Raw genomic sequence first — 26,271 nt, 5'->3', positions numbered from 1 at the left:
TCATTCGGGACTAGCACTTGTGCCATGATCTAAAGTTGCGCCCGGCGGGGGATGTCCCGACCGGGCGCAACTGTTTGGCGCCGCCGCCGACCCCCTTGAGCTTGCCCTCAGCTGGGTCCCAACGGGTCCTTCCTTGGTGAAAATGCATACGGGCGCGCTAGGCGCAGTGGTTTCGCAGGGCTTAACGGCCAGCGAAGCCTAAACCCATGGTCTAAACCCGGTGGCGCGAACGGGGGCGTCGCCTAAACGAGGTGGCAATGCAGGCGAGCATGCGAGCGGTGGAGGTGGCGCAGGAGCTGGGAGTGAGCAAGGCTCGCATCAGCCAGCTAACCAGCGCTGGCACTCTCGACGGCTGCCACACCGGCGAGGGCCAGTCTCGGCGCTATGACCTGGGGAAGGTCGCCAAGGTGCTGGGGAAGAAGCTCGATGCGGGCCAGATGCTCGGCAATGGCCGGGGCACGAAGGTGGCGCTCGATCGGATCACATCCGAAGGGCGCGGGAATCCAGGCAAGGAAGTCCCTCCAGGGCCGTCGCGGGACGGCCCCCTGAGCCCGACCGACAGCGATCGCTATCAGCTCGCGCGGACGCAGGAAACCGAAGAGCGCGCGCGCAAGCTTCGCCGCGAAAATCTGGCTGAGGAGGGTACCTACCTCCTCAAGCGAGAGGTGGAGCGCCAGGTAGCCCGCCAGCTCGGCAAGGAAGTTGCCGAGTTCGAAGCGATGCTTCGGGAGGCCGCGCGCGCCATCGCCGACCAGCTCGGCGTCGATTTCAAGGCGGCCAGGGCGATCTTGCTCGGAGCCTGGCGGGAGCATCGCGGTGCCAGAGCGGGCATTCTCTCCGCCGCCGCGGATGCCGCCAGCATGACCGTCGACGAGCGGCAGGCCGACAGCTAGATGGGCTTTCTCAGCTCGGCGGAGGCTGCAGTCGCTTCCGCCCTAGCCGCCGGCATGGCTCCGCCTCCGCCGCCAGACATCACGCGGTGGTGCGAGGAGAACATCGTCTTCGATGAGCGGTCGCCGATGCCCGGCCCGTTCCGGATCAACCGCTTTCCGTTCCTGCGGGAGATCCACGAGGTGCTCTCGCCCGAACATCCGGCGCGCGAGGTGACGTTCATAAAGTCGGCGCAGATCGGCGGCACGGTGTCCGTCATCAACCCGACCCTTGGCGCCTGGCACGAGTATCGTCCCGTGGACAGCTTGGTGGTGCACCCGACGATGTCGTCGGCGACCGAATGGGTGGACAACAAGTGGCTGCCGATGCGGCGCCAGGCGCCGAGCCTGCTCGCGACCTTCGGCACCGGTCGCGGCGGCGACAACAAGGACGCCAAATTCAACCAGGAGACGGCGAACCGCAACGGGTCGCTGAAGGTTGCGTCTGCCGGCTCTCCAGATGATCTCGCCGGCACTTCGCGCCCGCTGGTTTTGCTGGACGACCTCGCGAAGTTCGAGATGACGAGCAAGGGTGACCCGGAAGCGATGGCGGTCAGCCGGGCGAGTGCCTACGAGGACGCCAAGATCCTCCGGAACTCGACCCCGCAGGTCGCCGGCACCTGCAGGATCACCCGGGCTTGGCTCAGGTCTGACCGTAGGCTCTACAACGTGCCGTGCCCCCATTGCGGGAACGCGGCGCCTCTGACGTGGGACAATTTCCGCAAGAACCTCGATCCGGAGCGGCTGGCGGCGGCCCATTTTACCTGCGACGCATGCGGCTGCGTCATCGGGCACGAGCACAAGGTGGCGATGCTGGCGGGCGGCTTCTGGCGATCGACCCACGCTTCCGGCGATCACCCGGGTTTCCACATCTGGCGCGCCTACGCGCCTCAGCGGGACTGGGCTTCGATCGCGGTTGAATATGCCCAGGTCATGGGTTGGACGCGGCTGAAGGTGAGCGAGAGCGGCGAAGGGCTCATCCGGCAGACCGTCGAGGCCGAGACCGAGCAGACCTTCCACAATGACGTGCTCGGCCTCGCCTATGAGCAGGCCTCGAAGGGTCCGGACTGGGAGAAGCTGCGCGACCGGGTGGAGGAGGCGGGCAAACCCGAGGCACTCCTTTCCGCCGAGGATGTGCTACCGCAAGCCATTGTGCCGGCTCGGGGTGTCCTCCTCGTCGCCGGGGTCGATTGCCAGGATGACCGTCTTGAGGTCCAGGTGGTGGCCTATGGCCCGAATGCCCAGCGGTGGGTGGTAGACTATCGGGTCATCCCGCATTTCATCGGCGATCAGGAGGGCTGGGATGCCCTCGACGCGCTTCTGAAGGCGAGCTGGCGCACCGCTGGCGGTCGGCGCCAAGGGCTCGACATGCTCGCGATCGACGGCGGCACATACAACGATGCGGTGTGGCGCTTCGCCAAGCGGCATCCTTGGACCAAGGTCATAATCGTCAAGGGTGCTTCGACCCAGACAGGGCCGCTCTTGATGCCCATGAAATTCGAGCGGCGCAAGGATGGCTCGGCCCGCCGCCGGCAGAAGCGGGCGTTCATGGTCAACGTCAGCCAGATGAAGGCGGATTTCTACGCCTGGCTCGCCAAGGAAGACCCGCTCGACCGCGGCTTCGTGCACATCGCCCGCGGTCTCGGCGACGAGTACTTCCGGCAGCTCACGGCGGAGGTCCGCGTGCTGAAGCGGGCGCGCTCAGGGGTGGTGACCAGCGCCTGGGAGTTGGCTGAGCCCTCGCGCCGCAATGAGGGTCTCGACACGATGCTCTACTCGGAGGCCGCCGCCCGGAGACTGGGGTGGGCGTCCATGACCGAGGCGCAATGGGCGAAGCTCGAGGACGAGCGAGGCGGCCAGGTGGCGGAATCGCAGGGCGATCTCTTCGAACAGGCGCTCAATCCAGCGTCTGACCATGCCGCGCCTATCCGGCAACCTTCGACGCCTGCGAAAGGCGCGCCGGGCGAGGACCGGAAGGTGAAGGCCGACAGACGGGAACCAGGCGATGACTGGCTCGGAAACAAGGGAAGCGACTGGCTATGAGCTACACGAGCGACGATCTGGCCACGCTTCGCAGGGCGCTGGTCGACCCCACGAAGTCGGTGACCTTCTCGGATGGGCGGCAAGTTACCTATCGCACCGTGGCAGAGATCCAGTCGGCGATGCGGACTGTCGAGGCTGCTCTCGCAGTTCGCCCGCGACCGACGCATGTGCACCCGGACTTCCAGCGCCGGGCCTGACAGCATGAACATCTTCGACAGGGTGATCGCCAGCGTCGCGCCGGAGAAAGGGCTGCGCCGCGCTCGTGCGCGGCGGGCGATGGATGTGGTCATGCGCTATGAGGCGGCCGAGACGCAGAGCCGCAACGGTTCCTGGCGCCCTGTGCGGGGCGATGCCGATGCGGCCGCGCGCGGTGCGCGCACCCGGCTTGCGGCGATCTCCTACGACATGATCCGCAATACTCCTCTCGGGACGCGCGGACAGCAGGTCATCGCCAACAACGTCATCGCCGACGGGATCATCCCGAAGATCCTGACGGCGGATGACAAGCTGCGCGGGGAGGTGCTCAGCTTCATCGAAGCGCATCTCGACACGAACGCCATCGACGCCGACGGGCGCACGACGCTCTACGGCATGCAGCGGCTCGCAATCAATACGGTGGTCGCCGCGGGCGAGGTCCTTCTCCGCCGGCGCCGTCGCCTGCCGACGGATGGCCTGCCGCTGCCGTTCCAGATTCAGGTACTCGAGCCCGACTTTCTAGACGTGACGCGCGACGGGCCGACGAAGGCTGGCACGACCATTCGCGAGGGCATCGAATTCGACGCCATCGGGCGGCGCATCGCCTATTGGCTCTATGACGAGCATCCCGGGGCGCGGGGATGGCGGGGGCTCCGGCAAGTTTCGCGACGGGTGCCTGCGAGCGAGATCATCCACATCTACCGGCAAGACAGGCCGGGGCAGATGCGGGGCGTCAGCTGGTTTGCGCCGGTGGCGCTGACCCTTCAGGATCTCGACGACCATCAGGATGCCCAGCTGATGCGGCAGAAGATCGCGGCGTGCTTCGTCGCTTTCCGCACGAGGGCCGACGATGAGCCGGTGGCGACGGAGAACCCGGGGGGCTTGAAGACGCTTTCGCCCGGCCGGATCGATCTCCTCGGCGCCGGCGAAGACATCAAGTTTGCCGAGCCGCCTGGCGTCGGGGGGTATGACCAGTTCACGACGGCCGTGATCCAGATGGTCGCGGCGGGGCTCGGCATTACCTACGAGGCGCTTTCCGGCGATCTCAACCGCACGAACTGGACATCGTACAAGGCGGGCCGGATCGAGATGAATCGTGCCGTCTCGGGGTGGCAATGGCACATGATGGTGCCGGCGATGCAGCAGATCGGCGCGTGGTTCGTCGAGGCCTGGCAGCTGCAGACCCGGCGCATTGGATCCAAACCGCCGGTCAGCTTGTCGTGGGTGCCGCCGCGCCCGGCTCTGATCGACCCCGAGAAGGAGGTTCGCGGCCAGCTCTACAAGCTGCGCGCCGGCCTTGGCAGTCGGCAAGCGGCGATCCGTGAGCTCGGCTTCGATCCCGAGCGGGTGATGGAAGAAGTCATTGCCGACAACGAGCTTGCCGATGGCAAAGGCCTGATCTTCGACAGCGACCCGCGAAAGGTCGCCATTTCCGGCGTGCTGCAGAGACCCGCCGACAACAGCGATGGAGCGAGCAATGTCCGAGAATGAAATCCACCTCTACGGCACGGTGGGGTTCTCCTTCTGGGAGGAGGAGTACTTTACCGCAGCGAGCGTCCGCGCCGACCTGGAGGGCCGGAGCGGCCCGCTCACGGTGCGGATCAACTCCGCCGGCGGGCTCGCCCATGAAGGGCAGGCCATCTACACGATGCTGGTCGACTACCCGGATCAGGTGCACGTCATCGTCGATGGCGTTGCCATGTCGGCCGCCAGCCTGATCGCCATGGCCGGCGACCGGGTGACGATGCGGCTCGGTGCCTGGATGCTGATCCACGACCCGGCGCAGTGGTACATTGAGGGCCGGGGCACCGAAGACGAGCACCGGAACACCGCCGACATGCTCGCCGTCATCTCGCGCGCCTACGCCGATATCTACGCCAAGAAGGCGCAGATCGGTCGCGATGAAGCGCGCGAGATCATGCGCGTGGAAACAGTCCTCGATGGGCCCGACGCGGTGCAGCAGGGGTTCGCCGACGATTACGACGGCGACACGAGCGCCGCGACCGCCGCCCGCTTCGACTACCGGTTCTACAAGAATGCGCCGCGCGCCCTCCGCGAGGCGTCCGAAGATCTCGGCGAGAGCCGGGACCGCAAGGCCGTGATGGCCATGATCGCGGGAGCCCCCCGCATGACGATGGAGAAGACCATGCCGAAACCCACCAATGGTGGCCCGGGTGCCGGGGCGCCCACGCCGACGACCGCCGCCGCCGTGTCGCCCATGACCTCGCCGCCCGCCGCCGCCGAGCCCGGTGCCGCCTCGGCGCCGTCCATGGATCGCGCCGAGATCCTGCGCGAGGAGCGCGAGCGCGCCCGCCGCATCAACGCCGCAGCCCAGCATGCGGGCATCGACATGAGCGTCGCCCAAAAGCTGATCGACGACGGCACCGAGCTCGGGTCGGCCCTCGACCAGATCTCCGCCGCCTGGGCCGGCGCCGGCGATTCCGACACGCCGATGCATGGCCGCCCGACCACGCGCATCACCGCCGACGGCCGCGAGCGCTTCGTCGAAGGCGCGCGCCTGGCGCTGATGCACAAGGCGCGGCTGACCGGCGGCGAGCGCAACGAGTTCACGTCGATGACGATGGCGGAGCTGGCCCGCCAGTCGCTCGAGATGTCCGGCTTCCGCGGCAACATCCGCGACCGCCGCGAGATGGTGGGCCGGGCTCTGACCATGTCGGGGATGCACTCCACTTCCGACTTCGCCCACGTTCTGGCCGATGTCGCTCACAAGGCTGCCCTCGTCGGCTGGGAAGAGGCCGCCGAGACCTATCCGCTCTGGACCCGGGCCGGCACGCTCACCGATTTCAAGCCGTCGAAGCGTGTCGGCCTCGGCCTTTTCGGCTCGCTGCCGGAGATCCCCGATGGCGCCGAGTACACGTACGGGACCGCCGACGACCGGGCGGAGAGCATCGCGCTCGCGACCTATGGCAAGATCTTCGCCATCACGCGGCAGGCGATCATCAACGACGACCTGATGGTCATCGGGGATACTCCCCGCAAGATGGGTCGCGCCTCCCGTCGCACGATCGGCAACCTCGTCTATGCGGTGCTGACCGGCAACCCGGCGATGGCCGACGGCAAGTCGCTCTTCCATGGGGACCACAACAACCTCGCCGACAGCGCCGCCGCCCTGTCGGTGGCAAGCCTCGGCGCTGCCCGGGGGGCGATGCGGGTGCAGAAGGAAAGCGCCAAGGAGGATGCCGCCACGCTCAACATCGCGCCGCGCTTCCTGATCGTGCCGGCGGCGCAAGAAACTCTCGCCCGCCAGCTGATGACCTCGACGGTCGATCCCACCTCCGGCAAGGGCCAGGCGACCAACCCGGTCGCGAATATGGCGGAGATCGTCGTCGACGGGCGGCTCGACGCCAATTCGACCACGGCCTGGTATCTCTCCGCCGACCCCAACGCCTTCGACACCATCGAGGTGGCCTATCTCGACGGCGCCGACGAGCCCTACCTCGAAGAGAAACAGGGTTGGACCGTCGATGGGGTCGAAATGAAGGTGCGGATCGACGCCGGCGTGGCGCCGCTCGACTACCGCACCTTCTACAAGAACCCCGGCGCCTGAGCCGGCTGACGCGCGAAGCCCGGCCCCTCGCGGGCCGGGCGACCCTCTGCCGGCCGGCAAGGTGCCCGTGAGCCGGAAGAGCCCTCAGATTTCCTGGAGACAGACATGAAGAACTTCAAGGCGCAGGGCGAGACCCTGACGTTCACGGCCGGTGCTGCCTACGCGTCCGGCGATGGCGTGGTGGTCGGCACGATCTTCGGCGTCGCGGTCAATGACGTGGCCTCGGGCGAAGAGGGTGTGCTGAACCTCCTTGGCGTCTACGAGCTGCCGAAGGCCGCGTCGCAGGCCTGGACCGTCGGCGCCGCCATTTTCTGGGACGAAAGCGCGGCGGAAGCCACGACGGTGGCCGAGGACAACCGCCTGATCGGCGTGGCCATGGAAGCCCGCGGTTCCGGCGCCGAGGAGGTCCTCGGGCTGGTCCGGCTGAATGGCATCGGCGGCCTCGGCGCGGCTGTCGCCGTGACCGACGAGGCCTGATCGGCGTGACGGCTTTCGCAAGGGCTGCGGCCGTCATGTTCGCCGATCCGAACATGGCGGTCGACGCCACCTTCTACGCCGGCGGTTCGAGCGAGGGTATCGCCGTGCGCATCATCCGCTCCAGCCCGGACATCGAGCGGGGCTTCGCTGGCACGCAGATCGTGACCGGGGATTTCGAGATCGAAGTGATGAAGGCGGCGGTCCCCGCCCTCGGGACCAACGACGTCTTCGAGGTTGGTGATGAACGGCTGGTGATAGCTGGTGCACCGCTTTCGGATGCCGAGGGGCTGGTCTGGCGGGCTCCGGTCCGGATCGAGGCCGTCTGATGTCCAGCACGGCTGAGACGATTTTCGCGGCACTTCAGGGGGTCATCTCAGCGGCGCTGACGCCGCTCGGGGCTACCGTCGAGCGCAATACCTCGATGCCCGACCGCATCGGCCCGCAGGGTCATGTAACGCTCCGCGAGGCCGACCCGGGCGAACCTTACGTCACCATGTCGCCGCTCGAGTACGAATACGAGCACCAGATCGACATCGAGGTGCTCGTCTCAGGCACCGATCGGGATGCGACATTCGATGCCCTGAAGGTTGCCATCGGCGCCGCCGTTCTCGCCAACCGCACGCTCGGCGGGCTCTGTATCTGGCTAGAGGCGACGCCTCCGGCCGACCTCGATGATCTCGCGATGCATGAGCCGGTCAAGGCGGCCGTGATCGTGCTTTTCGTGACCTACAAGACCAGCAACCCGCTGGGATAAGGAGAGATCCCCCCATGAAGAAGTTCACCTCCGGCCAGAAAGGGGCCCTCGTCTCGGGCCCGGCCAAGATCAAGCTCAACATGGTGCAGTTCCGGGCCCTCGCGGGTCAGCTGGCCGGCGCGCGCTGGCGAGTCGGTGGGGTCTTCGATCTGCCTGCCGGGCAGGAGGTGCACCTCGCCCCGGCGCAGACGGTGGGTGTTGCGCCCGGCAAGGCGTTCCAGCAGCGGGCCGAACATGCGCCCCGGCCGGAGGCACAGCCGGCCAGTGCCAGCGGCTCCGGCCCGGTTCCCGAGCGCGTGGCCGAGGCCGAGCACCAGGCTCAGGACGAAGGACCGGCCACGAAGTGATCGGCTTCAAGCTCGAGGTCGACGAGCGGGAGTATGTGGCCAGCTTCGCTCTCGAGAAGGTCAGGGCCAAGCGGGCGGTGACCAATGCGATGGCGACCGCTCAGGCGCGGTTGACCCAACGTTGGCGCGGCCAGATTCGCCAAAACCTCAAGGGCGAACGCCTGCCCAACTCGGTGCAGGGCGCGACATACCCCCGGGGCGACATCTCCGTGAACGCCGCCGCGATGGTCTGGGTGAAATCACCGAAGGTCATCGCCGCCCACGAGCAGGGGGGCACGATCGTTTCCAGCGGCGGCGCCTGGCTCGCCATTCCGACCGACGCCGCCGGCCTCGGGTCGCGTGGCAAGCGGATGACGCCCGCGATGTGGGAACGCATGCACCGTGTCCCCCTCCGCTTCGTCTATCGCCCGGGCCGGGCCTCTTTGCTCGTGGCGAATGATGCTCGCCTCAAGAAGAGCGGCATTGCGAAGCGCAAGCTGGGCCGTCGTCGCAAGACGGACGGCATCCTGACCGGCGCCCAAACCGTTCCGATCTTTATCCTCGTTCCGAGCGTCCAGCTGAGGAAGCGCCTGAACCTCGCCGAGGATGCCCAGGTCGTCGCGTCACAGCTCGCGGCGGATATCGCGGCCAACTGGCCCGAATGACGAGAGGCAGACCCTTGCCCTCCCACGACCACAACCAGAGATCCTGAAGGAGACAAACGATGCCCGATGCTCGCGGAGCGACGACCGAAACGGCGCTCGCCTTCGAATCCACCTACGGCACTCCGCCGGCCAGTGGGTTTTTCACCATCCCCTTCGTGCAGAACACCCTCGGGGAGATGCAGGGCAGGGTGCCCGATGACCTGCTCGGCGTGGGCAATGACCCGCTCGAGAGCACCGCCGACGTCATCGAAGTCAAGGGCGGGATGGTGGTGCCGGTCGGCGTCGAGTCCTTCGGCCTCTGGCTGAAGCTCCTTCTCGGCGATCCGGGTACGACCGGCAGCGCCCCCTATACGCACGTCTTCGAGAGCGGCAGCAGCGACATTCTCTCCGCGTCGATCGAGAAAGGGCACCCCGAGGTGCCGCTCTACACGATGTATTCCGGCGTCGTCGCCAATGGCATGAACATCGACATGGCCTTCGGGCGCGGTCAGAAGCTCACCTGCAGCTTCGACCTCATGGGGCAGGGGTTCGCAAGCGAGGCGACGAGCGACGCCGGGACGCTCGCAACCCTTTCCACCGAGCGCTTCTCGCATGCCAATGGCTCGATCCTCCGTGACGGGTCCGCGGCGAAGCTTCTGTCGGCCTCGGTGAAGTACACCAAGAACCTCGAGGCGGTGGAGGCGATCCGCGCCGACGGTCTGGTGGATCACTTCTCGCCGGGGAAGACTGCCCTGACGGGTCAGGTCCGCGCCCGGTTCGCGGACACGGCGATGTACGATCTCGCCGTCGCGGGCACCGCCATGGCGCTCACCTTCGACTGGGAGATCAGCGCCGGCAAGAAGCTGACGATCGCCGCCCCCAATTCCCACCTGACGGTGCCGAAGCGCGAGGTGCAGGGCCCGAACGGTGTCGACGTCACCTTCGACTTCACCTCCGCCCTGCAGACCAACGGCGAGCCGATGATGGTGGTCACGCTCGTCAACGAGAAGGCGTCCTACTGATGTTCCGGCTGAACCTCACCAACACCGAGGCGCGGGTCGAGTTGCTTCATGGCGCCGCCCTTCACTGCATCCCGCTCGATCGCGAGATGGTCATCCAGGCCATGGACGACGCGGCCTCGACCAAGGAAGCCCCGGACAACTCTGTGCGCCCGAGCACCCGTCCTGCTGCCTGGGTCGTCCTCCTGGCCGAACGCACGATCTGTGGCTGGTCGGGCATCGGCGATCTTGCCGGCGAGGAAGAGCAGCCGTTCGATGCCGCCCTGATCCCCCAGCTCATGAAGGATGCCGTCGTCTGGCAGTCCTTCGTGACGCAGTATGTCAGCCCCTATCTGCAGGTCATCGAAGAGGGAAACGTCTCTACCGCCTCGCGGAATGGCACTTCGGGGGCGGGAAAGAATACTGCCGGAGCTGCCCGTCGCGGTGCGAAGAGTGCCCGTTCCGCGCCCAGGCAGCGCAAAGCGTCGAAGGGCGCATGATCGAAGGACTGCTGCCCGTCATCGGCGGGCAAGTCCGCACATCAATGGCGGGCGCCTATGGGCTCGACTTCTCGGCCATCTTCAAGCTCGCCGAGGGCCGAGGTATCGACCTTGCCGCCCTCAGCCACTTCCTCCCCCGTATCGAAGACGGCGCGCTCGCTGGCTTCCGTCGCATGAAGGATTCTGTCGAATGACTGAGAAGCGCTTTGCGGTTCGGTGGGTGTCGGAGGGTGGGGATCTCGTTCTCCGCCAATTCGACCAGAACACCGGCGCTGCGCGGCGCCTGAGCGAAGAGGTCCAGGCCGGCTCAAAATCGGCCGCCTCGAGCGCGTCTGTCTTCGTCGACATGCTCAACAAGGAGTCGGCAAGTTTCGATACCCTTAAGGCGTCTCTGATCCCAGCCAACGCGAACCTCAAACGGTACGAGGACGCACTGGGCCAGATCGACGTTGCCGTCCAACGCGGCCGGGTCTCGCAGGCAGAAGCGAACGAACTGATCTCCGCGGCGGCCGTGAAGTACGGCCAGGTCGAGCAGGCTTCGAAGTCGGCGGCCGATAGTGCTTCTGTCCTTGCTGCGGCGCTGGACCGGGAGGAAGCGGAAATCGAGGCGCTCCGGATGGCGCTCGACCCGACCTACGCCTCGACGAAGCGTTATGAGGCCGCCGTTACGTCGCTCGAGCAGGCGGTCGCGCGTGGGAGGCTGTCGCAGGCCGAGGCCAATGAGCTGATCTCGACCGCGGCCGTGAAGTACGGCCAGGTCGAGCAGGCTTCGAAATCGGCGGCGGACAGTGCGGCCGTATTCACTCAGAACATCGAGAACCAGGCGCGAGAGTACGCCTCCTTGCGTGCTTCGCTTGATCCCACCTTCGCCGCCCAGCAGCGGTATGCCGATGCAGTTCGGACGACTCGCGCGGCCGTCGAGCTGGGCGAAGTCTCTCAGGCGGAGGCCAACGCGACGCTCGCGCTCGCCAAGCTGAGGCTCGATGATGTGACGGCAGGGTCTTCTCGCGCCGCCGCTGCTGCCAGGGGCCTCGGGCGTGGCTTCGATTTCCGCATGGGGATGATGCAGCTTAGCCAGGTCGGGGACATGGCGATTGCCACTGGCGACCCGCTCCGGGCCCTGGCGGTGCAGGGCTCCGATATCGGGATGCTATTTGGCGGTCCGGTGGCAATCGGCATCGGTATGGCCGCTTCTGCGGCCCTGATGCTGGGCGGCAATATTCTCAAGGCCGCGCGGGATACTGAAGAAGCGGAGGAGGAGGCCCGCACCTTCACTGAACAACTGTCGGAGACCGAGACGGCAATCTCGCGGGCCTCCGAAGCCATGAGGCTGGCTGGGCCCAATGGGGGCGACGACTTCATCGCGACCTATGGTGCGGCAACCGAAACCGTTCGCGACATGGTCAACCAGATGGCCCGGATGGAGGAGGCGAGTGCGGTCGCGAGCCTCTCCAAACTCATCGAAGACGCGCTCGCCCCGGCGTCGATTGAGGTCGACCGGATCTTCGGCGACGTCGGCCGTGCGCTCACCGGAGGCATGGCCGACGGGGCGGACGAGGCGCGGGCGGTTATCCGGCAACTCGAGACCGATATCGCGAACATGAATGCTCTCGGCACCTTCGTGCCCCAGTCTATGCTCGACAACCTGACAGTTGCGAAGCAGGAACTCGCGGCGATCGAGGGTCGCGTCTCCGGCATCGGCAACCTGGCCAATGAGATCACCTTCGACCGATCGCTGCTCTATGACATCGCCGCCGTGCAGGAGGCTCTCTCGAAGGCCGTCGAGATGGGCGACTTTTACGGGGTCGCCGAAGGCCTCGGGGAGTTCCGCCGCGGGCTCGTTGCCACCGGCCAGGATATCTCAACCGAAGTCATCGAACAGCTCATCGTGGCCGAGGATCAGGCCCGCCAGATGGGCGCGCAATTTGTCGAAGCGCTCATGCCCTTGGGCAATGTCGACGATCAAGCCTTCGCCCGCCTGTGGGAAAACGGCGGGATGGAACTGGGCACTTACAACGACAAGCTCGCCGCCGCGACCTGGGAATGGGAGGTGCTTCTTGGCAACGCAGAGGCGTCCGAGAGAGCAACCCAAGCTTCCGCCACTGCCGCTGGCACGCTGTCCATTCAGCTTGGCTCGGCAACCTCGCTCGCGGCACAACTGGTCGCGCGCCTCGGGCAGGTTCCTGCGGCCATGGCGGGAATTGCGGGGCAGATCGACGGTGTAATCGCCGGTCTTGAAAGACAGGATGCGGCCGTCCGCTATCAGGTCGAACTCGGCGTCGGGGCGGCCTCGGCGACTATTCTCGCGCAACGGGACGAACTCGCCGCACTCTCTGGAGAATTGGGGGGCGTGGCATCAGCCGCCACCTTTACGGCCGATCAGATTGCTGCGGCTTACGAAGCTGGCACAGCAAAGGCTGCGCGCGCTGAAGAATTAACCCACTCTATCGCCGCCGGCATGGATGCGCTGGCCGCGGCGGCCGCTGGCGGTGGCGGAGGTGCCGCTGGGGCGATGACCGAGGCCTCCGAGGCGGCCGAGGAGCTGATGGACGACCTCCTCGATGTCGCCAGGGCTGCGCAGGAGGCGCGAGAGGCGAACATCGCTTTCGCGTCCTCGACGATCCAGTCCCTGACCGAGGCAGCCGCGGCGGGCGATCTCCTAGGCGGTTTCCGTGATCTTGGCCGGCAGGCTGGCAGCTCGTTTTACGACGCGCTCGGCGAGGGCCGCAGCATCGGCGATATCTTCGGCAGCGTAGAACTTGGCGGCCTGTTCTCCGGCGACGGGCTCGCCGGCATCGGCGCGGCGCTGTCCTCCGCAATGCCGGCGATCGGCGCAGTCACCACCGCCATCCAGCTCATCCAGGGATTCTCGTCGAGCGAGGTCATCGCCGGCGGCATCCGCGGCCAGATCGGTGGCGGGAGCCGAGCCTCGGACTATGAGACCACCCGCCGCACGAGCTTCTGGGGCCTGTCGAAAAACGACTCCACCTCCAGCGAGATCAACGCGGAGGTCACGGCCTATCTGCGGGAGGCATCCGCAGTGATCCGAGGAGAGGTCCGCGACCTCGCCGGCGGGCTCGGCCTGACCGCAGAGAGCCTCTCTGGCGTCGTGACGAAGTTCGACCTCGACACGCAAGGCATGAGTGCCGATCAGGCGATGTCGGCTCTCACCGACGAGCTCAGCGACTATCAGGAGCAAGCAGCGCAGGCCGCTCTGGGCACCAAGGCCTACACCCTTGCCGGCGAGACGGCGCTGCAAACTATGGCGCGCCTCACGGAGGCCATGGGCACCTACAACGATGTTCAGCGCATGCTCGGCATGGACACGCTGCCAGAGACCATCAAGAACGCCGCCAAGGCCGCCGACATTCTTGACAGGGTAGGGGCCTCGGAATTCTCGGCCGGTGCCGACGCCTACTTCCGAATGTACGACGACGCCGAGCAGCTCGCGATCCTGCAGCGGGATCTCGACAAGCAGCTCCGCGGCTTCGGCATCACGGCATCGGTGGAGAGCGCCGAGGATCTGCGTGAGGTCGTCGACAAGCTCATGGACGCCGGGCGGGCCGCTGCGGCCGCCGGGGCGATCAGCCTCGCCGGGCTGGTGGATCAGGTCGAAGATCTGCGCACCGCCATGCAGACGGCCCGGGATGCGGCCCGTGACCAGAAGCTGGCGAAGGTCGAAAGCGCCAGAGATGAGGTCGACAACCTCGAGCTGGAACTCGCTCGGGCTCAGGGAAATGACGACCTGGTGCGTCAGCTCGAGCTGGAAGCCCGGCTTGCCGATGCGCAGACCGAGCACGCGAAGAAGCTCATCGAGCAGATCTACCTGCAGGAGGAGGCAACTCGTGTCGCCGAAGAGGCGAAGCGCGCCGAAGAGGAGCGCCTCCGCAGCATCGAGGACGCCGTGCGCGCGGCCGAGGGCTACAAGTATTACGCAAGCCTCTATGACGAGCGTCGGGCCGTCGTGGACGCCCGTGCCGGCCGCGAGCGTCTCCGCGACTATGGCGGGTCGTCCTCCAACGGCCCGACCACGATCGAGATGCCGCGGGTGGAGCAGATCCTGACCCGGATCCAGACATCCATGGAGGAAATGGCGAGCTCCTCTCGGGAGACTGTTGCCGCGACCAAGCGGACGGAGGGCAACACGCGCAAGATGCTCGGCCTTCAAGGTGCGGCGAAGGTGAGCGCATGACTTTCCGGATCATCACTCCTTACGAGATCACCGCCGCCGAGATCGTAGCCACGAACATCCCCCTCGAGCCGGAATGGGATCACGGTGATGTCTATTCGAGGGGGGCCCCGGGTTCCATCGTTCTCGCATCCGATGGCCAGATCTACGAGTTCATCGGCGACAGCGGCGCGGCCTATGCTCACGCAAATCCTGTTTTGCCGGACCAACCTGACTGGGTCTTGCTCGGGCCGCCGAACCGGCTTCGCCCCTTCGACATCCAGCGCGGGGTGGATCAGGCGCGGGTCATCGAGACCCATGCGGAATGGCCCGAAGAGATCACGTATACTGTCGCCGCCCCCGGGCGCGTGATGGGGCTGTGTTTCGAGAACGTCGAGGGCTCGTCCATCGAAGCCATCGCCACCGATATCTCGCCGGGTGACAACCTCGATATCGAATACCAGCTTCAGGATCTTGCGAATATCCAGGAGAGCTTCTGGCGCTACTTCAACCTTCCCTTCGTGCCGGAGCGAGAATACCGACGGACTGACCTCAACGTGGCGCCTTCGGTGCCGATCGACATCGCGATCAGCCATCCCGGCGGAACCGCGCGAGTCGGAGCGATCGTCATGGGGCTGGTGCAAGAAGTCGGCGCTACCCTCGTCAAGCCGAGCTGGGAGATCGACAGCTTCAGCATCAAGGAGAGCGATGGTCGCAAAACCACGCTGATCCGCCTTTTGCCGGGCGAAATGGTGAGCTGCGAAGTCAAGGTTCCGGCCGGCGGCCAGAGGGCTGTCAAGGAGGTCTTGCGAGCGCTCGACGGCCTGGCCGCCGTCTGGGAGCTCTCGGATGGCAATCCAGAATACACGGTTTACGGGGTCCTCGAGAGCGCTGTCATGACAGCCCGGACCTCCCGACACTCCTACCTTAACCTGAGAATAGTGGGGCTCTGAATCATGAGCGAAGTCGCCAATCTGGTGCCCCCGGCGACGCCGGGCACCTATCCCCTCCGAAACATGGGGCAGGTCCCCTTCGATGCCGCCGTCGCGGCGCTCTACGCCTTCTTTGAGGCAGATCACGACTTCCGAGAGACTTTTCGTGCGGCCCTTCAGGCCGACATGAACACGATCGCGGCGACGGCGCTCACCGGAGAGGTCCTGAGCGGCGATTTGACGCCCTACAACGGCATGGTCCTCGGCATCGCGGATGGCGCGCCGTTCTTCTACCCCGGGCGCTTCATCGGCGAGGAAGTGCCGGCGCTCCCGGACGGCTATACCGCCAATGATGCGGAGATCCTCTCTGGCTACAGCCTGACTGACACCGAAGCGAACGCCGTCGCCAAGAGCTTCCCGGCGCTCGGCGGCAGCGGAACGCGGGTCTGGCTGCTCCACACCGACGGTTTGGCTGGCCGGCTGCTGCAGACAGCCACCGAACTCACGGGCAACGTCATCTGGCCCCGGCGGTCCTTCACGCGGAGCTATAACGGAGTGTCGTGGTCAAGCTGGACGGAGCAGCCATTCCTCATCAATAGCGGCACGGGCGGCAACGGCTATTACGAGAAGTGGAGCGATGGCCGGCTCGTATGCCGCCATCGCGTGACGGCCGCCTATGGCGGATCGGGGCTCAGCCTGTCGGTCACCTGGTCTTTCCCTATTGCCCCGGTGGGCACGGTCTACCTTACGGCGTTGAACAAGGTGGGCTCCAGCCTTTCCGGCGGGCCGGGCGATCTTAGCGTCGGCTTGCCCTATGCGACCGGGGTGTTCCCGAGCGCACCCTCGATTTCCATCGTGGTCCCGCGCCAGAGCGGCGAAGCGAACTTCGTCTCCGGAAACACAGTGAGTCTCGATGTCGAAATGAGAGGGAGGTGGGCGTGATCGGCGCCGTGACGCCAAGGGGCCCGTCGCCCATGCGCCGCATCGCCTCCGCTCTCGTGCAGCACGGCAGGGCCACGGAGTGGCTGACGTCGCTCGTGCTCCTGGGCTTCGCCCTTGCACTGATGCTGCCGGGCGAAACCATGGCGGAGCCGAGCTTCAGCACGTTCGATGGAATTGGCTTCGACGATGCCATGGTCTCGACGCCGCTGGCTCTGATTGCGGCGATGCGCCTGGTAGCGCTCTACATCAACGGCAGCTGGCGGCGCACCCCCACTCTTCGCATGGCCGGCGCCGTCGTGGGGGCCGGCATCTTCGGCTTTCTCGCGATGGCGTTCGGCTGGCCCTACGTGATCGGCGCAGCCGTCGCCCCTTCGACCGGCGCCGGGACATATACGGTGCTCGCCCTGTTCGAAATCCTCGCAGCCTACAGGAGCGGCGCCGATGCTCGACTGGCTCACATCTTCGGGCATTGAGGCGCTCGCCGCCCTCTCCACCGCCGCAGGCCTCGGCCTCACGGCCATCGGCTCCTTCATCATCGGCGCGCGCAAGGGCCGCCCCACGAGCTCAGCAGTGGCTGCCGCCGTCCAGGCTGCCTCCTGCCGTGTCCCGGACCTGTTGCCCTCCCTCGAGGCGCTGAGGGAGGGGCAGGAGGAGCTGCACGGCCGCGTCGAGGATCTGCAGCGCGACATGGCGATCCTGAAGGACCGGACCGCCCGATAGGGCTCAGGGCGGCCGCATCAATCGCTCTCCGAAAGCTCCAGATCCATCCGACAACCCTCTTCGCCCCGCCGCCGGCGGGGTTTTCCACATTGGAGATTCCTATGCCGATGAACCGCATCATCCTCCACCATACCGGGGGGGCGTACCGGCCGAACAGCGTCGACCTCCGCGCTTATCATCGGCTCATCGATGGCGACGGAAAGCTGCATGACGGCGAGCACCCGATCTCGGCGAACGAGCCCGGTCGCCCCCTCGTCGCAGGCCGTTATGCGGCGCATTGCCGCCACCTCAATTCAGGATCGATCGGGATCTCGGTATGCGCTCTCGCTGGCGCCACGTGGGCGCGGCCGTTCGACGGGGCGGCGCCGATCAGGCCGGGACAGGTCGACGCCCTGGTCGCGGAGGCGGCGCGGCTCTGCCAGATCTACCGCATCGAGCCGACTGGCCGCTTCGTTCTGAGCCATGCAGAGGTCGACCTGGTTCTAGGGGTGCGGCAGCATGCCAAATGGGACTACGACTATCCGCCCCGTGGTGGCACCAGCTCCCGAGATCCGATCGCAATCGGCAACGAACTCCGCGAAGAGATATGCCGTGCGATCGGCCGGCATGTCGAGCCGATGATGCCGACAAGCCTGACCGCTCCGAGCGGCTCTCAACCGGTGCTCAGCCAGGGCAGCATCGGCCAATCTGTCCGGGAGCTTCAGGCGCGCCTCGGCGGGCTCGCTATCGATGGCGAATTCGGCCCTCGCACGCGGACGCGTGTCGTCGCCTTCCAGACCATGCGCCAGCTTCTGCCCGACGGCATCGTCGGACCGATGACCTGGGCTGCTCTGCTTTGAAGCTAACCGAAGCAGCGAAGCTCAGCCCCCCAGCCACCAACGTCAATTCACTCTCGTCGCCCCTCCGGGCAGACCGTCAACCGCTTCGGCCTCAACCTCTGAAAGGAGCCACCTATGCTCACCACTTTTGACAAAGCCTTTGCGCCGCTGATCGTGGGCGCGCTGGTGTACTTACTAAGCCTCATCGGCATCTCTCCCGAGATGACCGTGGGCGATGTCCTGGAGCTACTCGTGGCCAGCGTCGCCGGCGCGATCACCACCTACATCACGCCCAACAAGGGGACGACCTACGTTCCCCCCGACTGAAGCCTAGTCTTCGACCGTTCGATGATCCATAGCGCCCCTGTTGACGAGCAGGGGCGCCTGTGGACGCAACTTCAATTCAACAGCGAAAGCTGCTCATCTGGCACTCCCAGCTTCCTGTCGATCCTGACTACATCACGCAAACTCATGAAGACTGGAAGCTCCGAGATCGGCAGCCACTGCTCGCTGGGCCCCACAATATAGGTCACCGAAACGCCGCCGCCTATGCATATCACGCTCGAAACCGATCCGCGCCTTAGTCGTGAATCGATGTATTCAGCCTTCGAACAGCCCATGCACAAACCTCAACCAGAACCGCAACTTAACCACGAATCAACCTAGCACGACCAAGTGAAAAGTTGGTAAAGCGGTTATAAACCAATTATCCGAAGCTCGCTGAAATTCTGTCGACAAAAAATCGCAGCTAGCTATATTGAGACCCAAGGGGGAATCCCTTCTTCTGGGTGCAATTCGACACCTTCAAAGAAAGTAGTTTTCCCAATCTCGCGTCGCCCGTGGAAGAGCCTTCCGCTTAAGAGCCGAAGGTCAACAACTCCCACTGCGATGACGCAGTTTTCTCTGAACCCCGTGACAGTAAAAGTGGCGCCCAGTTGCTCAAATGAGTACTGCGAGACCGCGCGCGAAGCGCGAAATGTCGCTCCAATGATCCATTTTTCACTTTCTTGCGGGGCGCTCGATGACGGCACGCCGTCTTCCGAAGGCGGCCGACCCGGCCTGAGACAGTTATGCTTGGGTCGACCCGAGCCACAGTGCAGACACGCGCCCTCCTTGAGCACCAGTCTGTTGCCTGCACATCTCGTGGTTATCTGAAGGCTACGCAGCAAAGCCCTCATATCCGCGGCGTCCAAAAGGCTGATCATCAGAACGACCTACTCACAACAACAACGGATCGTTTATCAAGTTCTTTATTCAATGTCTACGTAGCTTGTCTATTGCAATAATGACTTCGAAAGGTTCTCGACGCACATTTCCCTCGGGTTAATGAGGGGATGAGTTGTGAAGGACTCAATTCAAAGTTTCGTCGAATGGAGCATTTTCGCTCCGGAGGAAGTCAAGGACGCTTTTGACTGGTCTTCGCTTTCGCGCAATCCAATCGAAATTGAAATCGATTACGGTCACGATGGGGATTTATCGCTACCAAGCGCGACCCACGGTGCGCGCTTAGCCGAAATCAACCTATCGACGAACGACTATGCCGGAAAGCCGAGAGCGAACACCGTTGGTGAAGCGCACTTTGGCATGAACTTCGTCTACGACTACGAGCAGTTCGGTGACAAGCCGTGGCAGAAGTTCGATGAGATAGTTCAAAAGGTCTCTCCCGGGACGATTAGGTATCCTGGCGGCATTGGCGCAGAAACCACGTTGGACATCAGGGATCCAAACCGAGCATCCTACGTGACGGACGGCGCTGACGTGACCAATGTCTCGTCGCTCTCCAGCTTCATGGAGTTCTGCAAGACAGAGAACGTGCGAGCATCGGTGATCATCCCAACGTTGTGCACACTCACAGATTCCACCAGAGGTGGACATCGTGATTTCGACGTCGCTATGGAGCGTCACGTATACGACTACGTCATGACGGCGCTCAGCTCCGGTGGAGTATCCTCCGTGCGTCGTTTCGAAATTGGAAATGAGTACGAGACTCACATGAGCGCCGTCGAGTATGGGCGCGTGGCCAGTGCGATAGCGGAAATAGCACAGAAGGCGATCGACAACTTCAAATCCGCGAGAGGCCTGACCAACTGGGATGAGCCAGAGATCGCTGTCCAAGTCTGGACCGAAGCCGCCAATGAGGGGACACCGAAGTCAGTTCTCGCCGACAAGAACCTAAAGGTGATCGCAGAGTTCGACGCAAAAGAAGCGGCAGCGGTCGATGCGCTTGTTACGCACTTCTACTTCGACGAAGGCAGCCACAAGAATACCTGGAACACGCACCGGTACGACAATATCGATGAAATTGTGGACTGGGCGGCAAAGCAGCTTTCGCTTTGGGAGACCTATGGGAAGTTCGACAGCGATCTCACGTCGATCGTGTCCGAATGGAACGTCAACCACAAAAACGCGTCGACGTGGGGACTGCAGCAGGCTCCAATAGTTCTAAAGATGTTCTCGAGCTTCATCGAAGCCGGCATAGATGAGGCCGACTTTTGGTCAAGCCAGTACAAGCCGACCAGCATAGCTCAGGACGGCGCAGATCTGTCGCCGGCGGGTGAGCTCATCCGCTTCATGTCTTCGAACCTGCGCGGCATGGAGGTTACCGACGCCCCCAGGCTAGGGCCTGGACTGGAAGCGTTCTCTTTCGAAAGTGGGAAGAAGTACGCTCTTCTCGTCGCCTCTCATAGCGACAAGGCGCAGAGCAAAGTCATCGACTTGCCCGATAGCCTCTCGGGAACCTTCAAGGCCTACATCCTGGGTGTGGACGAGAGCACCGCGGACGGTTTCTACAAAGGAACAAAGGTCCCTGCGTACTGGGCTGACCCGGATGCTGAAGCATCGCTGACGGCGGTCTCGAAAGGCGACCTGGTGGAGGGAGGGAAGCTCAAGATCGAACTCCGGCCGCACGAGATCCTGCTGATAGTGGATGACAGCAAGAGCAAGGTCGAGTTGCCGGTAGATGAGTTCATATTTGGGACACCCGGCAACGACGTTCTAGACGGTGACGGGGGATCAGACAGGATGGAGGGAAAGTCCGGCCACGATAGGTTTGTGGTGAATGATGATACCGACTCGCTCCAGATCCTCGACTTTGAGGTCGGCGTCGACAAATTGGACCTAAGAGAAATCATCCAGGCTTCTCGCAGCTTCAATATTGATGCTGGCAAGTTCGAAAGATACGTATTCAATTGCGTTGATGATACCGTTGAGTACGGCAATCTTCAGGTCCGGGCAAGGTCAAAGGCTGGTGGCTATGACATTGACATCATCGAAGACGGTAATGTGGTTGTCGACATCACTCTTGCCGGTTGCGATGAATTCATCTGGGATCGGGATGCGCTTCTCTAGCCGATCAGTCGAAATGTAGGTCGTGCGAGATCCGCAAACACGCCTCATAGATTTCGTACTCGCGACGCCAAAACTCTCGTAGGGAAGAAACTGCCGTGGGCGAAAGTTCTTCATGCTGGCCAATTGAGTGCCTTATCCCCTCGGAGTTGACATTCTCACGCCTCGGTGACGCCGATTGAAAGAGCTCGCAAATGCGCGCCCAGTGTGCGTCGATGAGCTCAGTTGGGCAGCAGAACAACACTCTCTTCGAACGATGTTCGAACTCGATTGCTTCAGGTGAGATCAGGTAGTGCTGATAGCCGTTCTTAAGGTGCTGGATACTCGCCATCGCAAAGCGAGCGGCCGACTCCATGCGCTTGTCGTCGCTATAGATGCTTTCGGCCAGCGAATTAGCATCTTCGAAAAAGCTAAATGCGGAGGCTTCGGCCGGAGACCACAGCACATCGTAAGTCGGTCTTCCCTGTCTCATTCTGGAATGGAAGGCTGACACAAATCGAGATGCCGGATCTCTGAAGAAGAATCCAACCCGGCGGCTATCTCCGAGCTCTTCCGCTGTTGTGAGGAGGGTGTCGGAGTGATTGCCCAACTTCAGATTGGGGTTCTCTTCGGCGCTAGACGCCAATCGCGACTTGAAGTACGTTCCGCCGGTCTTGCCGATGTGCAGGAATGCTATTGCTGTCGGTCTCGGCATAGTGCCAGTTTTCAAATCCGCTCTCTTCCTTCTCTCCTGCTCGCTTTCCTGTTTGAGTTCAACGCGTTCAAGACTTGCAACCGTGGAAAGGGACTCTTCATATTGCTCATTCATAACGGAGATATCGTCTTCAGTGAATGGGCTTGACCGGCTCCCGGTTTCATACTTCTTAAGCAGCTCATGAGCGGATGCTCCTGCAAGCTGGGTCGCAATTTCAATTTCGTTCGGCGATCTATTGTTGATGTCCCGTGACACCTTGGCCTGTTCAATTTCTTTCCAGCCAGTGACTTCGATCAGCTGTCGCTTGGGGTTGTCTGTCTTCCAATTAAATTCCCGGACGATTATTCTGGCATCACATGCTCTTGAGAGATCTTCAATTGCCTTGTGCCAGCGGCTTCCTGCACTGATGATGCCATCGATATGCGCCGCCTCCGGGATAAAGGTTCCGCGAGAGATCCCGAAATTGATCTGAGACCGCCACCACTCGAAAGTGCTTCGTATTGTGACAAAGATCGTTGCTGGGCAATCAAGACTAACCAGTAGCTGAGAAACTCTGTCGGCACCGCCTGGATAGATCTCGCCGGTCCGAATGTTCTGCTCCATCGTGCCCCAGATGTTCTCCTCGCTGACGATGAAGCGTCGGGATATTTTCTCGTCGGCCCATTCGGCGTATTGGCGCGTCTCTGGTGGGTGTATTGTTCCGATGCCAGCTTTGTCGAGGAAATCTCGATTCTGGCGTAGGAAGTTCTGCAGTGATGTCGTTCCGGTTCGATGTGCGCCGATATGCAAAAGGACGTGGGGCTTCATGCGTCTCTCCGCTCCGGACGACCGGAGTTCACCGTTACCTGACGGCAACCAGACTAGATGAAGCCCGGAGCTTCAATCAACGGGGAGCGGTAGTTTTTCTTTGCCGAGCTCTGCATCTAGTCCTGCGTAGCTCTTCGTCGGGGATCCGGTCTCGAGGCAAGTGGCGCAAGTTCTCTTGGCGCGTTTGAATGCAGTGAACTGCGCTTCGGCAGAATCGCGCAATGTGGACGCTCCGCAGGACCGCGATCATAGAGGCAAGACCGTCCCAATCATGCGCTGATCTGCGGGACACCTGCCTGCTAACCCATTGATTTGTAATGCCCTGCTCAGCGGTGCTGCGGGACACCACTGCATTGATTTCTTTGACAAAAAGGGGGGAGTGGTGGGCGACCCTGGAATCGAACCAGGCATGGGTCTCCCCGGCGGAGTTACAGTCCGCTGCCGCACCTTGCAGCTCGTCGCCCGACGCCCGCGGGGGAATAGTCGGGCGGCGGCGGGAGGTCAATCACTTTCCGGGCAGGTCTGAATGGGTGCGTCCGGCCTTGCGCTGCGGGGCGCGGCGGGGCAGGGAGGGCGGATGAAAAAGCCGCATTGGGTCATCGAGAAGGAGCGCGCCAAGCGCGCGGCGGCGGCGGAGACCGTCTGGCTCTTCGGGCTCCATGCCGTGCGCGATGCGCTGGAGAATCCGGCGCGCGAGAAGCTGCGCCTCGTCCTCACCCGCAATGCCGCCGACCGGCTGGGTGATGCCGTGGCCGCCTCCGGGATCGAGGCGGAGATCGTCGATGCCCGGCGCTTCGACGTGCCGCTCGACCCCTCGTCCGTCCATCAGGGCGCGGCGCTGGAGGCGAAGCCGCTCGACTGGGGCGGGCTCGACGAGGTGCTGGCGCGGCCGGGGCCGGGGATCCTCGTGCTTCTCGACCGGGTGAGCGATCCGCATAACGTCGGCGCCGTCCTGCGCTCGGCCGAGGTCTTCGGCGCCCGCGCCGTCATCGGCGTCGCGCGCCATTCGGCGCCCGAGACGGGGGCGCTCGCCAAGGCGGCCTCCGGGGCGCTCGAGCGGCAGCCCTATCTGCGCCTGCGCAACCTCGCCGACACGATGGAGCGGCTGCGGGACGAGGGCTGGCGGCTCCTCGCCCTCGCCGGCGAAGGCGAGACCTCCATCGGTGCCGCACTGGCCCAAGGCGAGACCGAGAAGATCGCGCTCGTCATGGGCGCCGAAGGGCCGGGGCTCCGCGAGCGGACGCGGGAGCTTTGCGACACGCTGGTGCGGATCGAGGCGGCGGGGAGCTTCGGCTCGCTCAACGTCTCCAACGCCGCCGCCGTGGCGCTTTATGCGGCGCGCGCGGCGCAGGGCGACGCGCCGGCCTGAGCGCCCGGCGGAGCGCCGCTCCGCCCCGATCACATTTCCCTGACCCGGGCTTTCCTTGGCGCTTGCCTGTGCCAATATTGTCGCATGAGGGCGCCACTCTGGAACACCGGTGCCCTTGATCACTGTCCCTCGTTCCACACCTTCCGCGCCCGGGCCCTTGGCTCCGGGCGCTTTTTTCCTCAGATGGGGCAGAACGAGGAGGAAGCCATGCGACTCATTCAGCCCGACGATTACATCAGGGATGTGCTGACGGAGGCGAAGACCATTGCCCTCATCGGCGCGTCAGACAAGGAAGACCGCCCGTCGCACCGGGTGATGAAGTTCCTCCAGTCCCGCGGCTACCGGGTGATCCCGGTGAACCCGCGCCTCGCCGGCAAGGAGCTGCTCGGCGAGCGCGTCTATGGCGATGTGCGCGAGATCGAGGAGGAGGTCGACATGATCGACATCTTCCGCAAGCCCGAGGACGTGCCCTCGGTGGCGCTCGCCGCCATGTCGCATTTCAAGACGCTGAAATCGATCTGGATGCAGCTCGGCATCACCAGCTTCTCCGCCGCCGAAGTGGCGCGCGCCAAGGGGCTGAAGGTGGTGCAGGACCGCTGCCCGGCGATCGAGATCCCGCGGCTCTTGGGCGACGCCTGAGCGGGGCGAAGATCTTTCGAGAAAGATCTTCGGGCAAAAATTCTTCTGCGAAGAATTTTGGGCCCCGCTGCGGGCGGGGTGCCCGGCTGAGGCCGGGCCTGGGGGGCTGTCTGCCCCCCGTCGCCTTTGGCGACTCCCCCCGAGGATGCCCGGGAGCAAAGACATGGGGGCGGCCGGCGCCGGATGAGGCCGGCCGCTACTCCTGTCAGACCTCGCGGGCGATGATCTCGTAGGTGAAGGTATCGGGGGAGAGCTCGTCCTGGGCGACGCCGCCGATCTCGGCCTGGGGATACATGAAGAAGGGCAGCATGCCCTGCTCGGACCCCGGCAGGGTCACGTCATGCGCCGTGTTGAGGCAGACCCAGTTGCCCTCCGCAGCGCCGAGAAGCGCGGCGCGGACGTCTTCGACCTCGGGGCTTTCCAGCGTCAGGTCCTGCGGCGGCTCCTCGAGCACGACCTTGCGGACGTCGGCGGGGTCGGCGGGGACCCAGCCGTAGCCCTCGAGGAAGACTTCCGCCCGGCAGTGCTGGGCCTTGGAGACGACCTCGGAGCCGGCGCCGAGGCTTTTGTAGCCGAAGGCGGAGGGCGCGACGCGCAGGCCATAGAGGTCGCGCGCCGGAAGCTCGACGGCGCGGGCGAGGCCGACGAAGAGCGCGTTGAGATCGGCGCATTTGCCGGAGAGCGCGCCCATCTCGAGCATCGACTTGATGTCGCCGAGGCCGCAGCCGCGGACATTCGGGTCGCGCTCGGTGCTTTCCACTACGAAATCGTAGAGCCGGCGGGCCTGGGCGAGATCGCCCCGCGCCCAGCCGATGGCGCCCTCGGCGGTCTCGCGGACGATGCCGTCGGTCGGCAGGAGCTCCGTCGGTGCGGTCAGGCGGGCGCGCTCGGCCACGGGGAGGGTGGCGTCGCCGCGGGTGGTCAGGTCGACGGCGCGGCTCTGCGTCTGCACGGTCGAGACGACGGTCAGCTCGGCGGGGGAATCGCCCGCCTCCCAGATCGCATGGACGAAGGCGATGCCCTGCGCGTCGTCGCGGACGAGCTCGGCGGTGCCGTTTGTGTCGAAGGTCGTCTCGCCGGGGAGCGTCCAGTCGGCATCCATGTGATAGGGCACCGGCACCCAGGCCTGGGCGGGGGCGCCGTTGCGCGGCATGGTGACGCTGGTGGTCAGCTCATAGCTCCGCCAGCCCTCGGGGCGGGGCGCGTAGGAGGCGGCGGCGAGGCGGGGGAAGGCGGCCATGGCAGCGGCCGCGCCGCCCAGGCGGAGGGCGGATCGTCTGGTGAAGGTCATCGGTCTGGTCTCTCGTTCAAGGGAGTCCGGGCCCGGGGGGAAACCCGGCGCCATTCGGAGCATCGGCGCCGCGTATAGGCGGGGCCGGGGCGTCGGGCAAGGCGGGTGGCGG

The 26,271-nt window shown here is 64.5% G+C and carries 25 protein-coding genes and 1 tRNA gene; 23 read left to right on the top strand and 3 right to left on the bottom strand.

Going from position 1 to position 26,271, the window contains the following annotated elements; all coding sequences use genetic code 11:
- Positions 1-257 precede the first annotated feature (257 nt).
- From ACAZ03_RS12655 to ACAZ03_RS12555, 21 genes are all read left to right on the top strand, one after another.
- Positions 258-893 (top strand): hypothetical protein, encoded by a 636-nt coding sequence (locus ACAZ03_RS12655; RefSeq protein ID WP_373354087.1) that lies wholly within the window; start codon positions 258-260, stop codon positions 891-893.
- On the top strand, positions 894-2,972 hold the full coding sequence (locus ACAZ03_RS12650) for a phage terminase large subunit family protein (protein WP_373354086.1): 2,079 nt from the start codon (positions 894-896) through the stop codon (positions 2,970-2,972).
- Positions 2,969-3,169 (top strand): phage head-tail joining protein, encoded by a 201-nt coding sequence (locus ACAZ03_RS12645; protein ID WP_373354084.1) that lies wholly within the window; start codon positions 2,969-2,971, stop codon positions 3,167-3,169. The genes ACAZ03_RS12650 and ACAZ03_RS12645 overlap by 4 nt, the downstream gene beginning before the upstream one ends.
- 4 nt (positions 3,170-3,173) lie before the next feature.
- Positions 3,174-4,658, top strand: a complete 1,485-nt coding sequence (locus ACAZ03_RS12640) for a phage portal protein (protein WP_373354083.1) — start codon at positions 3,174-3,176, stop codon at positions 4,656-4,658.
- Positions 4,645-6,735 (top strand): ClpP-like prohead protease/major capsid protein fusion protein, encoded by a 2,091-nt coding sequence (locus ACAZ03_RS12635; protein ID WP_373354081.1) that lies wholly within the window; start codon positions 4,645-4,647, stop codon positions 6,733-6,735. Before ACAZ03_RS12640 ends, ACAZ03_RS12635 begins: the two co-directional genes overlap by 14 nt.
- 105 nt (positions 6,736-6,840) lie before the next feature.
- Complete coding sequence (locus ACAZ03_RS12630) at positions 6,841-7,212, top strand: DUF2190 family protein (RefSeq protein WP_373354079.1); 372 nt, start codon at positions 6,841-6,843, stop codon at positions 7,210-7,212.
- A 35-nt stretch (positions 7,213-7,247) separates the two neighbouring features.
- Positions 7,248-7,538, top strand: coding sequence for a hypothetical protein (locus tag ACAZ03_RS12625; RefSeq protein ID WP_373354078.1), 291 nt, complete (start codon positions 7,248-7,250; stop codon positions 7,536-7,538).
- Positions 7,538-7,966 carry an acyl-CoA transferase gene (locus tag ACAZ03_RS12620; protein ID WP_373354077.1) on the top strand — a complete coding sequence of 143 codons (429 nt, stop codon included), beginning with the start codon at positions 7,538-7,540 and terminating at the stop codon, positions 7,964-7,966. Before ACAZ03_RS12625 ends, ACAZ03_RS12620 begins: the two co-directional genes overlap by 1 nt.
- Before the next feature lie 14 nt (positions 7,967-7,980).
- A complete protein-coding gene (locus ACAZ03_RS12615) occupies positions 7,981-8,313 on the top strand; it encodes a hypothetical protein (protein WP_373354076.1) in 333 nt (110 codons plus the stop codon).
- Entirely contained in the window at positions 8,310-8,957 is a 648-nt protein-coding gene (locus tag ACAZ03_RS12610; protein WP_373354074.1) for a DUF6441 family protein, read from the top strand. The genes ACAZ03_RS12615 and ACAZ03_RS12610 overlap by 4 nt, the downstream gene beginning before the upstream one ends.
- A 59-nt stretch (positions 8,958-9,016) precedes the next feature.
- Complete coding sequence (locus ACAZ03_RS12605) at positions 9,017-9,958, top strand: phage tail tube protein (protein ID WP_373354073.1); 942 nt, start codon at positions 9,017-9,019, stop codon at positions 9,956-9,958.
- Positions 9,958-10,434, top strand: coding sequence for a hypothetical protein (locus tag ACAZ03_RS12600; RefSeq protein WP_373354071.1), 477 nt, complete (start codon positions 9,958-9,960; stop codon positions 10,432-10,434). The genes ACAZ03_RS12605 and ACAZ03_RS12600 overlap by 1 nt, the downstream gene beginning before the upstream one ends.
- Positions 10,431-10,628: a hypothetical protein gene (locus ACAZ03_RS12595; protein WP_373354069.1), complete on the top strand. Its 198-nt coding sequence runs from the start codon at positions 10,431-10,433 to the stop codon at positions 10,626-10,628. Before ACAZ03_RS12600 ends, ACAZ03_RS12595 begins: the two co-directional genes overlap by 4 nt.
- Positions 10,625-14,626, top strand: a complete 4,002-nt coding sequence (locus tag ACAZ03_RS12590) for a hypothetical protein (RefSeq protein WP_373354068.1) — start codon at positions 10,625-10,627, stop codon at positions 14,624-14,626. Before ACAZ03_RS12595 ends, ACAZ03_RS12590 begins: the two co-directional genes overlap by 4 nt.
- Positions 14,623-15,555: a hypothetical protein gene (locus tag ACAZ03_RS12585; protein WP_373354067.1), complete on the top strand. Its 933-nt coding sequence runs from the start codon at positions 14,623-14,625 to the stop codon at positions 15,553-15,555. Before ACAZ03_RS12590 ends, ACAZ03_RS12585 begins: the two co-directional genes overlap by 4 nt.
- Positions 15,556-15,558: 3 nt before the next feature.
- On the top strand, positions 15,559-16,476 hold the full coding sequence (locus tag ACAZ03_RS12580; protein WP_373354065.1) for a hypothetical protein: 918 nt from the start codon (positions 15,559-15,561) through the stop codon (positions 16,474-16,476).
- A 32-nt stretch (positions 16,477-16,508) separates the two neighbouring features.
- A complete protein-coding gene (locus ACAZ03_RS12575) occupies positions 16,509-16,949 on the top strand; it encodes a hypothetical protein (RefSeq protein ID WP_373354063.1) in 441 nt (146 codons plus the stop codon).
- A complete protein-coding gene (locus ACAZ03_RS12570; RefSeq protein ID WP_373354061.1) occupies positions 16,918-17,196 on the top strand; it encodes a hypothetical protein in 279 nt (92 codons plus the stop codon). Before ACAZ03_RS12575 ends, ACAZ03_RS12570 begins: the two co-directional genes overlap by 32 nt.
- Before the next feature lie 107 nt (positions 17,197-17,303).
- A complete protein-coding gene (locus ACAZ03_RS12565; protein ID WP_373354060.1) occupies positions 17,304-18,035 on the top strand; it encodes an N-acetylmuramoyl-L-alanine amidase in 732 nt (243 codons plus the stop codon).
- A gap of 114 nt (positions 18,036-18,149) precedes the next feature.
- Positions 18,150-18,341 carry a hypothetical protein gene (locus tag ACAZ03_RS12560; protein ID WP_373354059.1) on the top strand — a complete coding sequence of 64 codons (192 nt, stop codon included), beginning with the start codon at positions 18,150-18,152 and terminating at the stop codon, positions 18,339-18,341.
- Between the two features lie 1,014 nt (positions 18,342-19,355).
- A complete protein-coding gene (locus ACAZ03_RS12555; RefSeq protein ID WP_373354057.1) occupies positions 19,356-21,362 on the top strand; it encodes a hypothetical protein in 2,007 nt (668 codons plus the stop codon).
- Positions 21,363-21,366: 4 nt separating this feature from the next.
- Here the strand turns inward: ACAZ03_RS12555 and ACAZ03_RS12550 are convergent, their stop codons facing one another.
- Positions 21,367-22,860, bottom strand: a complete 1,494-nt coding sequence (locus tag ACAZ03_RS12550) for a hypothetical protein (protein ID WP_373354055.1) — start codon at positions 22,858-22,860, stop codon at positions 21,367-21,369.
- Positions 22,861-23,240: 380 nt separating this feature from the next.
- A tRNA-Tyr gene (locus ACAZ03_RS12545) sits at positions 23,241-23,324 on the bottom strand.
- A gap of 113 nt (positions 23,325-23,437) precedes the next feature.
- Between ACAZ03_RS12545 and rlmB the strand changes: the two genes are divergently transcribed.
- Both rlmB and ACAZ03_RS12535 read left to right on the top strand, forming a co-directional pair.
- Positions 23,438-24,229 (top strand): 23S rRNA (guanosine(2251)-2'-O)-methyltransferase RlmB, encoded by a 792-nt coding sequence (gene rlmB, locus ACAZ03_RS12540; protein WP_373354054.1) that lies wholly within the window; start codon positions 23,438-23,440, stop codon positions 24,227-24,229.
- 207 nt (positions 24,230-24,436) lie between these two features.
- Positions 24,437-24,868 carry a CoA-binding protein gene (locus ACAZ03_RS12535; RefSeq protein WP_373354052.1) on the top strand — a complete coding sequence of 144 codons (432 nt, stop codon included), beginning with the start codon at positions 24,437-24,439 and terminating at the stop codon, positions 24,866-24,868.
- Between the two features lie 205 nt (positions 24,869-25,073).
- Here the strand turns inward: ACAZ03_RS12535 and ACAZ03_RS12530 are convergent, their stop codons facing one another.
- Positions 25,074-26,159, bottom strand: a complete 1,086-nt coding sequence (locus ACAZ03_RS12530) for a transglutaminase-like domain-containing protein (RefSeq protein WP_373354050.1) — start codon at positions 26,157-26,159, stop codon at positions 25,074-25,076.
- Positions 26,160-26,271 lie beyond the last annotated feature (112 nt).

This window comes from Pseudoroseicyclus sp. CXY001 (assembly GCF_041714655.1).
Taxonomy (GTDB): domain Bacteria; phylum Pseudomonadota; class Alphaproteobacteria; order Rhodobacterales; family Rhodobacteraceae; genus Pseudoroseicyclus_A.
The sequence above is the reverse complement of the archived record's forward strand: the minus strand, read 5'-3'. Positions and strand labels throughout refer to the sequence as shown.

Excerpts from the sequence above, each read along its gene's own strand:
- ACAZ03_RS12575 (WP_373354063.1), top strand. The coding sequence starts at position 16,509 with ATGCGCCGCATCGCCTCCGCTCTCGTGCAGCACGGCAGGGCCACGGAG.
- ACAZ03_RS12650 (WP_373354086.1), top strand. The coding sequence starts at position 894 with ATGGGCTTTCTCAGCTCGGCGGAGGCTGCAGTCGCTTCCGCCCTAGCC.
- ACAZ03_RS12565 (WP_373354060.1), top strand. The coding sequence starts at position 17,304 with ATGAACCGCATCATCCTCCACCATACCGGGGGGGCGTACCGGCCGAAC.
- ACAZ03_RS12630 (WP_373354079.1), top strand. The coding sequence starts at position 6,841 with ATGAAGAACTTCAAGGCGCAGGGCGAGACCCTGACGTTCACGGCCGGT.
- ACAZ03_RS12655 (WP_373354087.1), top strand. The coding sequence starts at position 258 with ATGCAGGCGAGCATGCGAGCGGTGGAGGTGGCGCAGGAGCTGGGAGTG.
- ACAZ03_RS12560 (WP_373354059.1), top strand. The coding sequence starts at position 18,150 with ATGCTCACCACTTTTGACAAAGCCTTTGCGCCGCTGATCGTGGGCGCG.
- ACAZ03_RS12585 (WP_373354067.1), top strand. The coding sequence starts at position 14,623 with ATGACTTTCCGGATCATCACTCCTTACGAGATCACCGCCGCCGAGATC.
- ACAZ03_RS12645 (WP_373354084.1), top strand. The coding sequence starts at position 2,969 with ATGAGCTACACGAGCGACGATCTGGCCACGCTTCGCAGGGCGCTGGTC.
- ACAZ03_RS12535 (WP_373354052.1), top strand. The coding sequence starts at position 24,437 with ATGCGACTCATTCAGCCCGACGATTACATCAGGGATGTGCTGACGGAG.
- ACAZ03_RS12615 (WP_373354076.1), top strand. The coding sequence starts at position 7,981 with ATGAAGAAGTTCACCTCCGGCCAGAAAGGGGCCCTCGTCTCGGGCCCG.
- ACAZ03_RS12590 (WP_373354068.1), top strand. The coding sequence starts at position 10,625 with ATGACTGAGAAGCGCTTTGCGGTTCGGTGGGTGTCGGAGGGTGGGGAT.
- ACAZ03_RS12635 (WP_373354081.1), top strand. The coding sequence starts at position 4,645 with ATGTCCGAGAATGAAATCCACCTCTACGGCACGGTGGGGTTCTCCTTC.
- ACAZ03_RS12640 (WP_373354083.1), top strand. The coding sequence starts at position 3,174 with ATGAACATCTTCGACAGGGTGATCGCCAGCGTCGCGCCGGAGAAAGGG.
- ACAZ03_RS12595 (WP_373354069.1), top strand. The coding sequence starts at position 10,431 with ATGATCGAAGGACTGCTGCCCGTCATCGGCGGGCAAGTCCGCACATCA.
- ACAZ03_RS12530 (WP_373354050.1), bottom strand. The coding sequence starts at position 26,159 with ATGACCTTCACCAGACGATCCGCCCTCCGCCTGGGCGGCGCGGCCGCT.
- rlmB (WP_373354054.1), top strand. The coding sequence starts at position 23,438 with ATGAAAAAGCCGCATTGGGTCATCGAGAAGGAGCGCGCCAAGCGCGCG.
- ACAZ03_RS12600 (WP_373354071.1), top strand. The coding sequence starts at position 9,958 with ATGTTCCGGCTGAACCTCACCAACACCGAGGCGCGGGTCGAGTTGCTT.
- ACAZ03_RS12625 (WP_373354078.1), top strand. The coding sequence starts at position 7,248 with ATGTTCGCCGATCCGAACATGGCGGTCGACGCCACCTTCTACGCCGGC.
- ACAZ03_RS12605 (WP_373354073.1), top strand. The coding sequence starts at position 9,017 with ATGCCCGATGCTCGCGGAGCGACGACCGAAACGGCGCTCGCCTTCGAA.
- ACAZ03_RS12550 (WP_373354055.1), bottom strand. The coding sequence starts at position 22,860 with ATGAAGCCCCACGTCCTTTTGCATATCGGCGCACATCGAACCGGAACG.
- ACAZ03_RS12580 (WP_373354065.1), top strand. The coding sequence starts at position 15,559 with ATGAGCGAAGTCGCCAATCTGGTGCCCCCGGCGACGCCGGGCACCTAT.
- ACAZ03_RS12570 (WP_373354061.1), top strand. The coding sequence starts at position 16,918 with ATGCTCGACTGGCTCACATCTTCGGGCATTGAGGCGCTCGCCGCCCTC.
- ACAZ03_RS12620 (WP_373354077.1), top strand. The coding sequence starts at position 7,538 with ATGTCCAGCACGGCTGAGACGATTTTCGCGGCACTTCAGGGGGTCATC.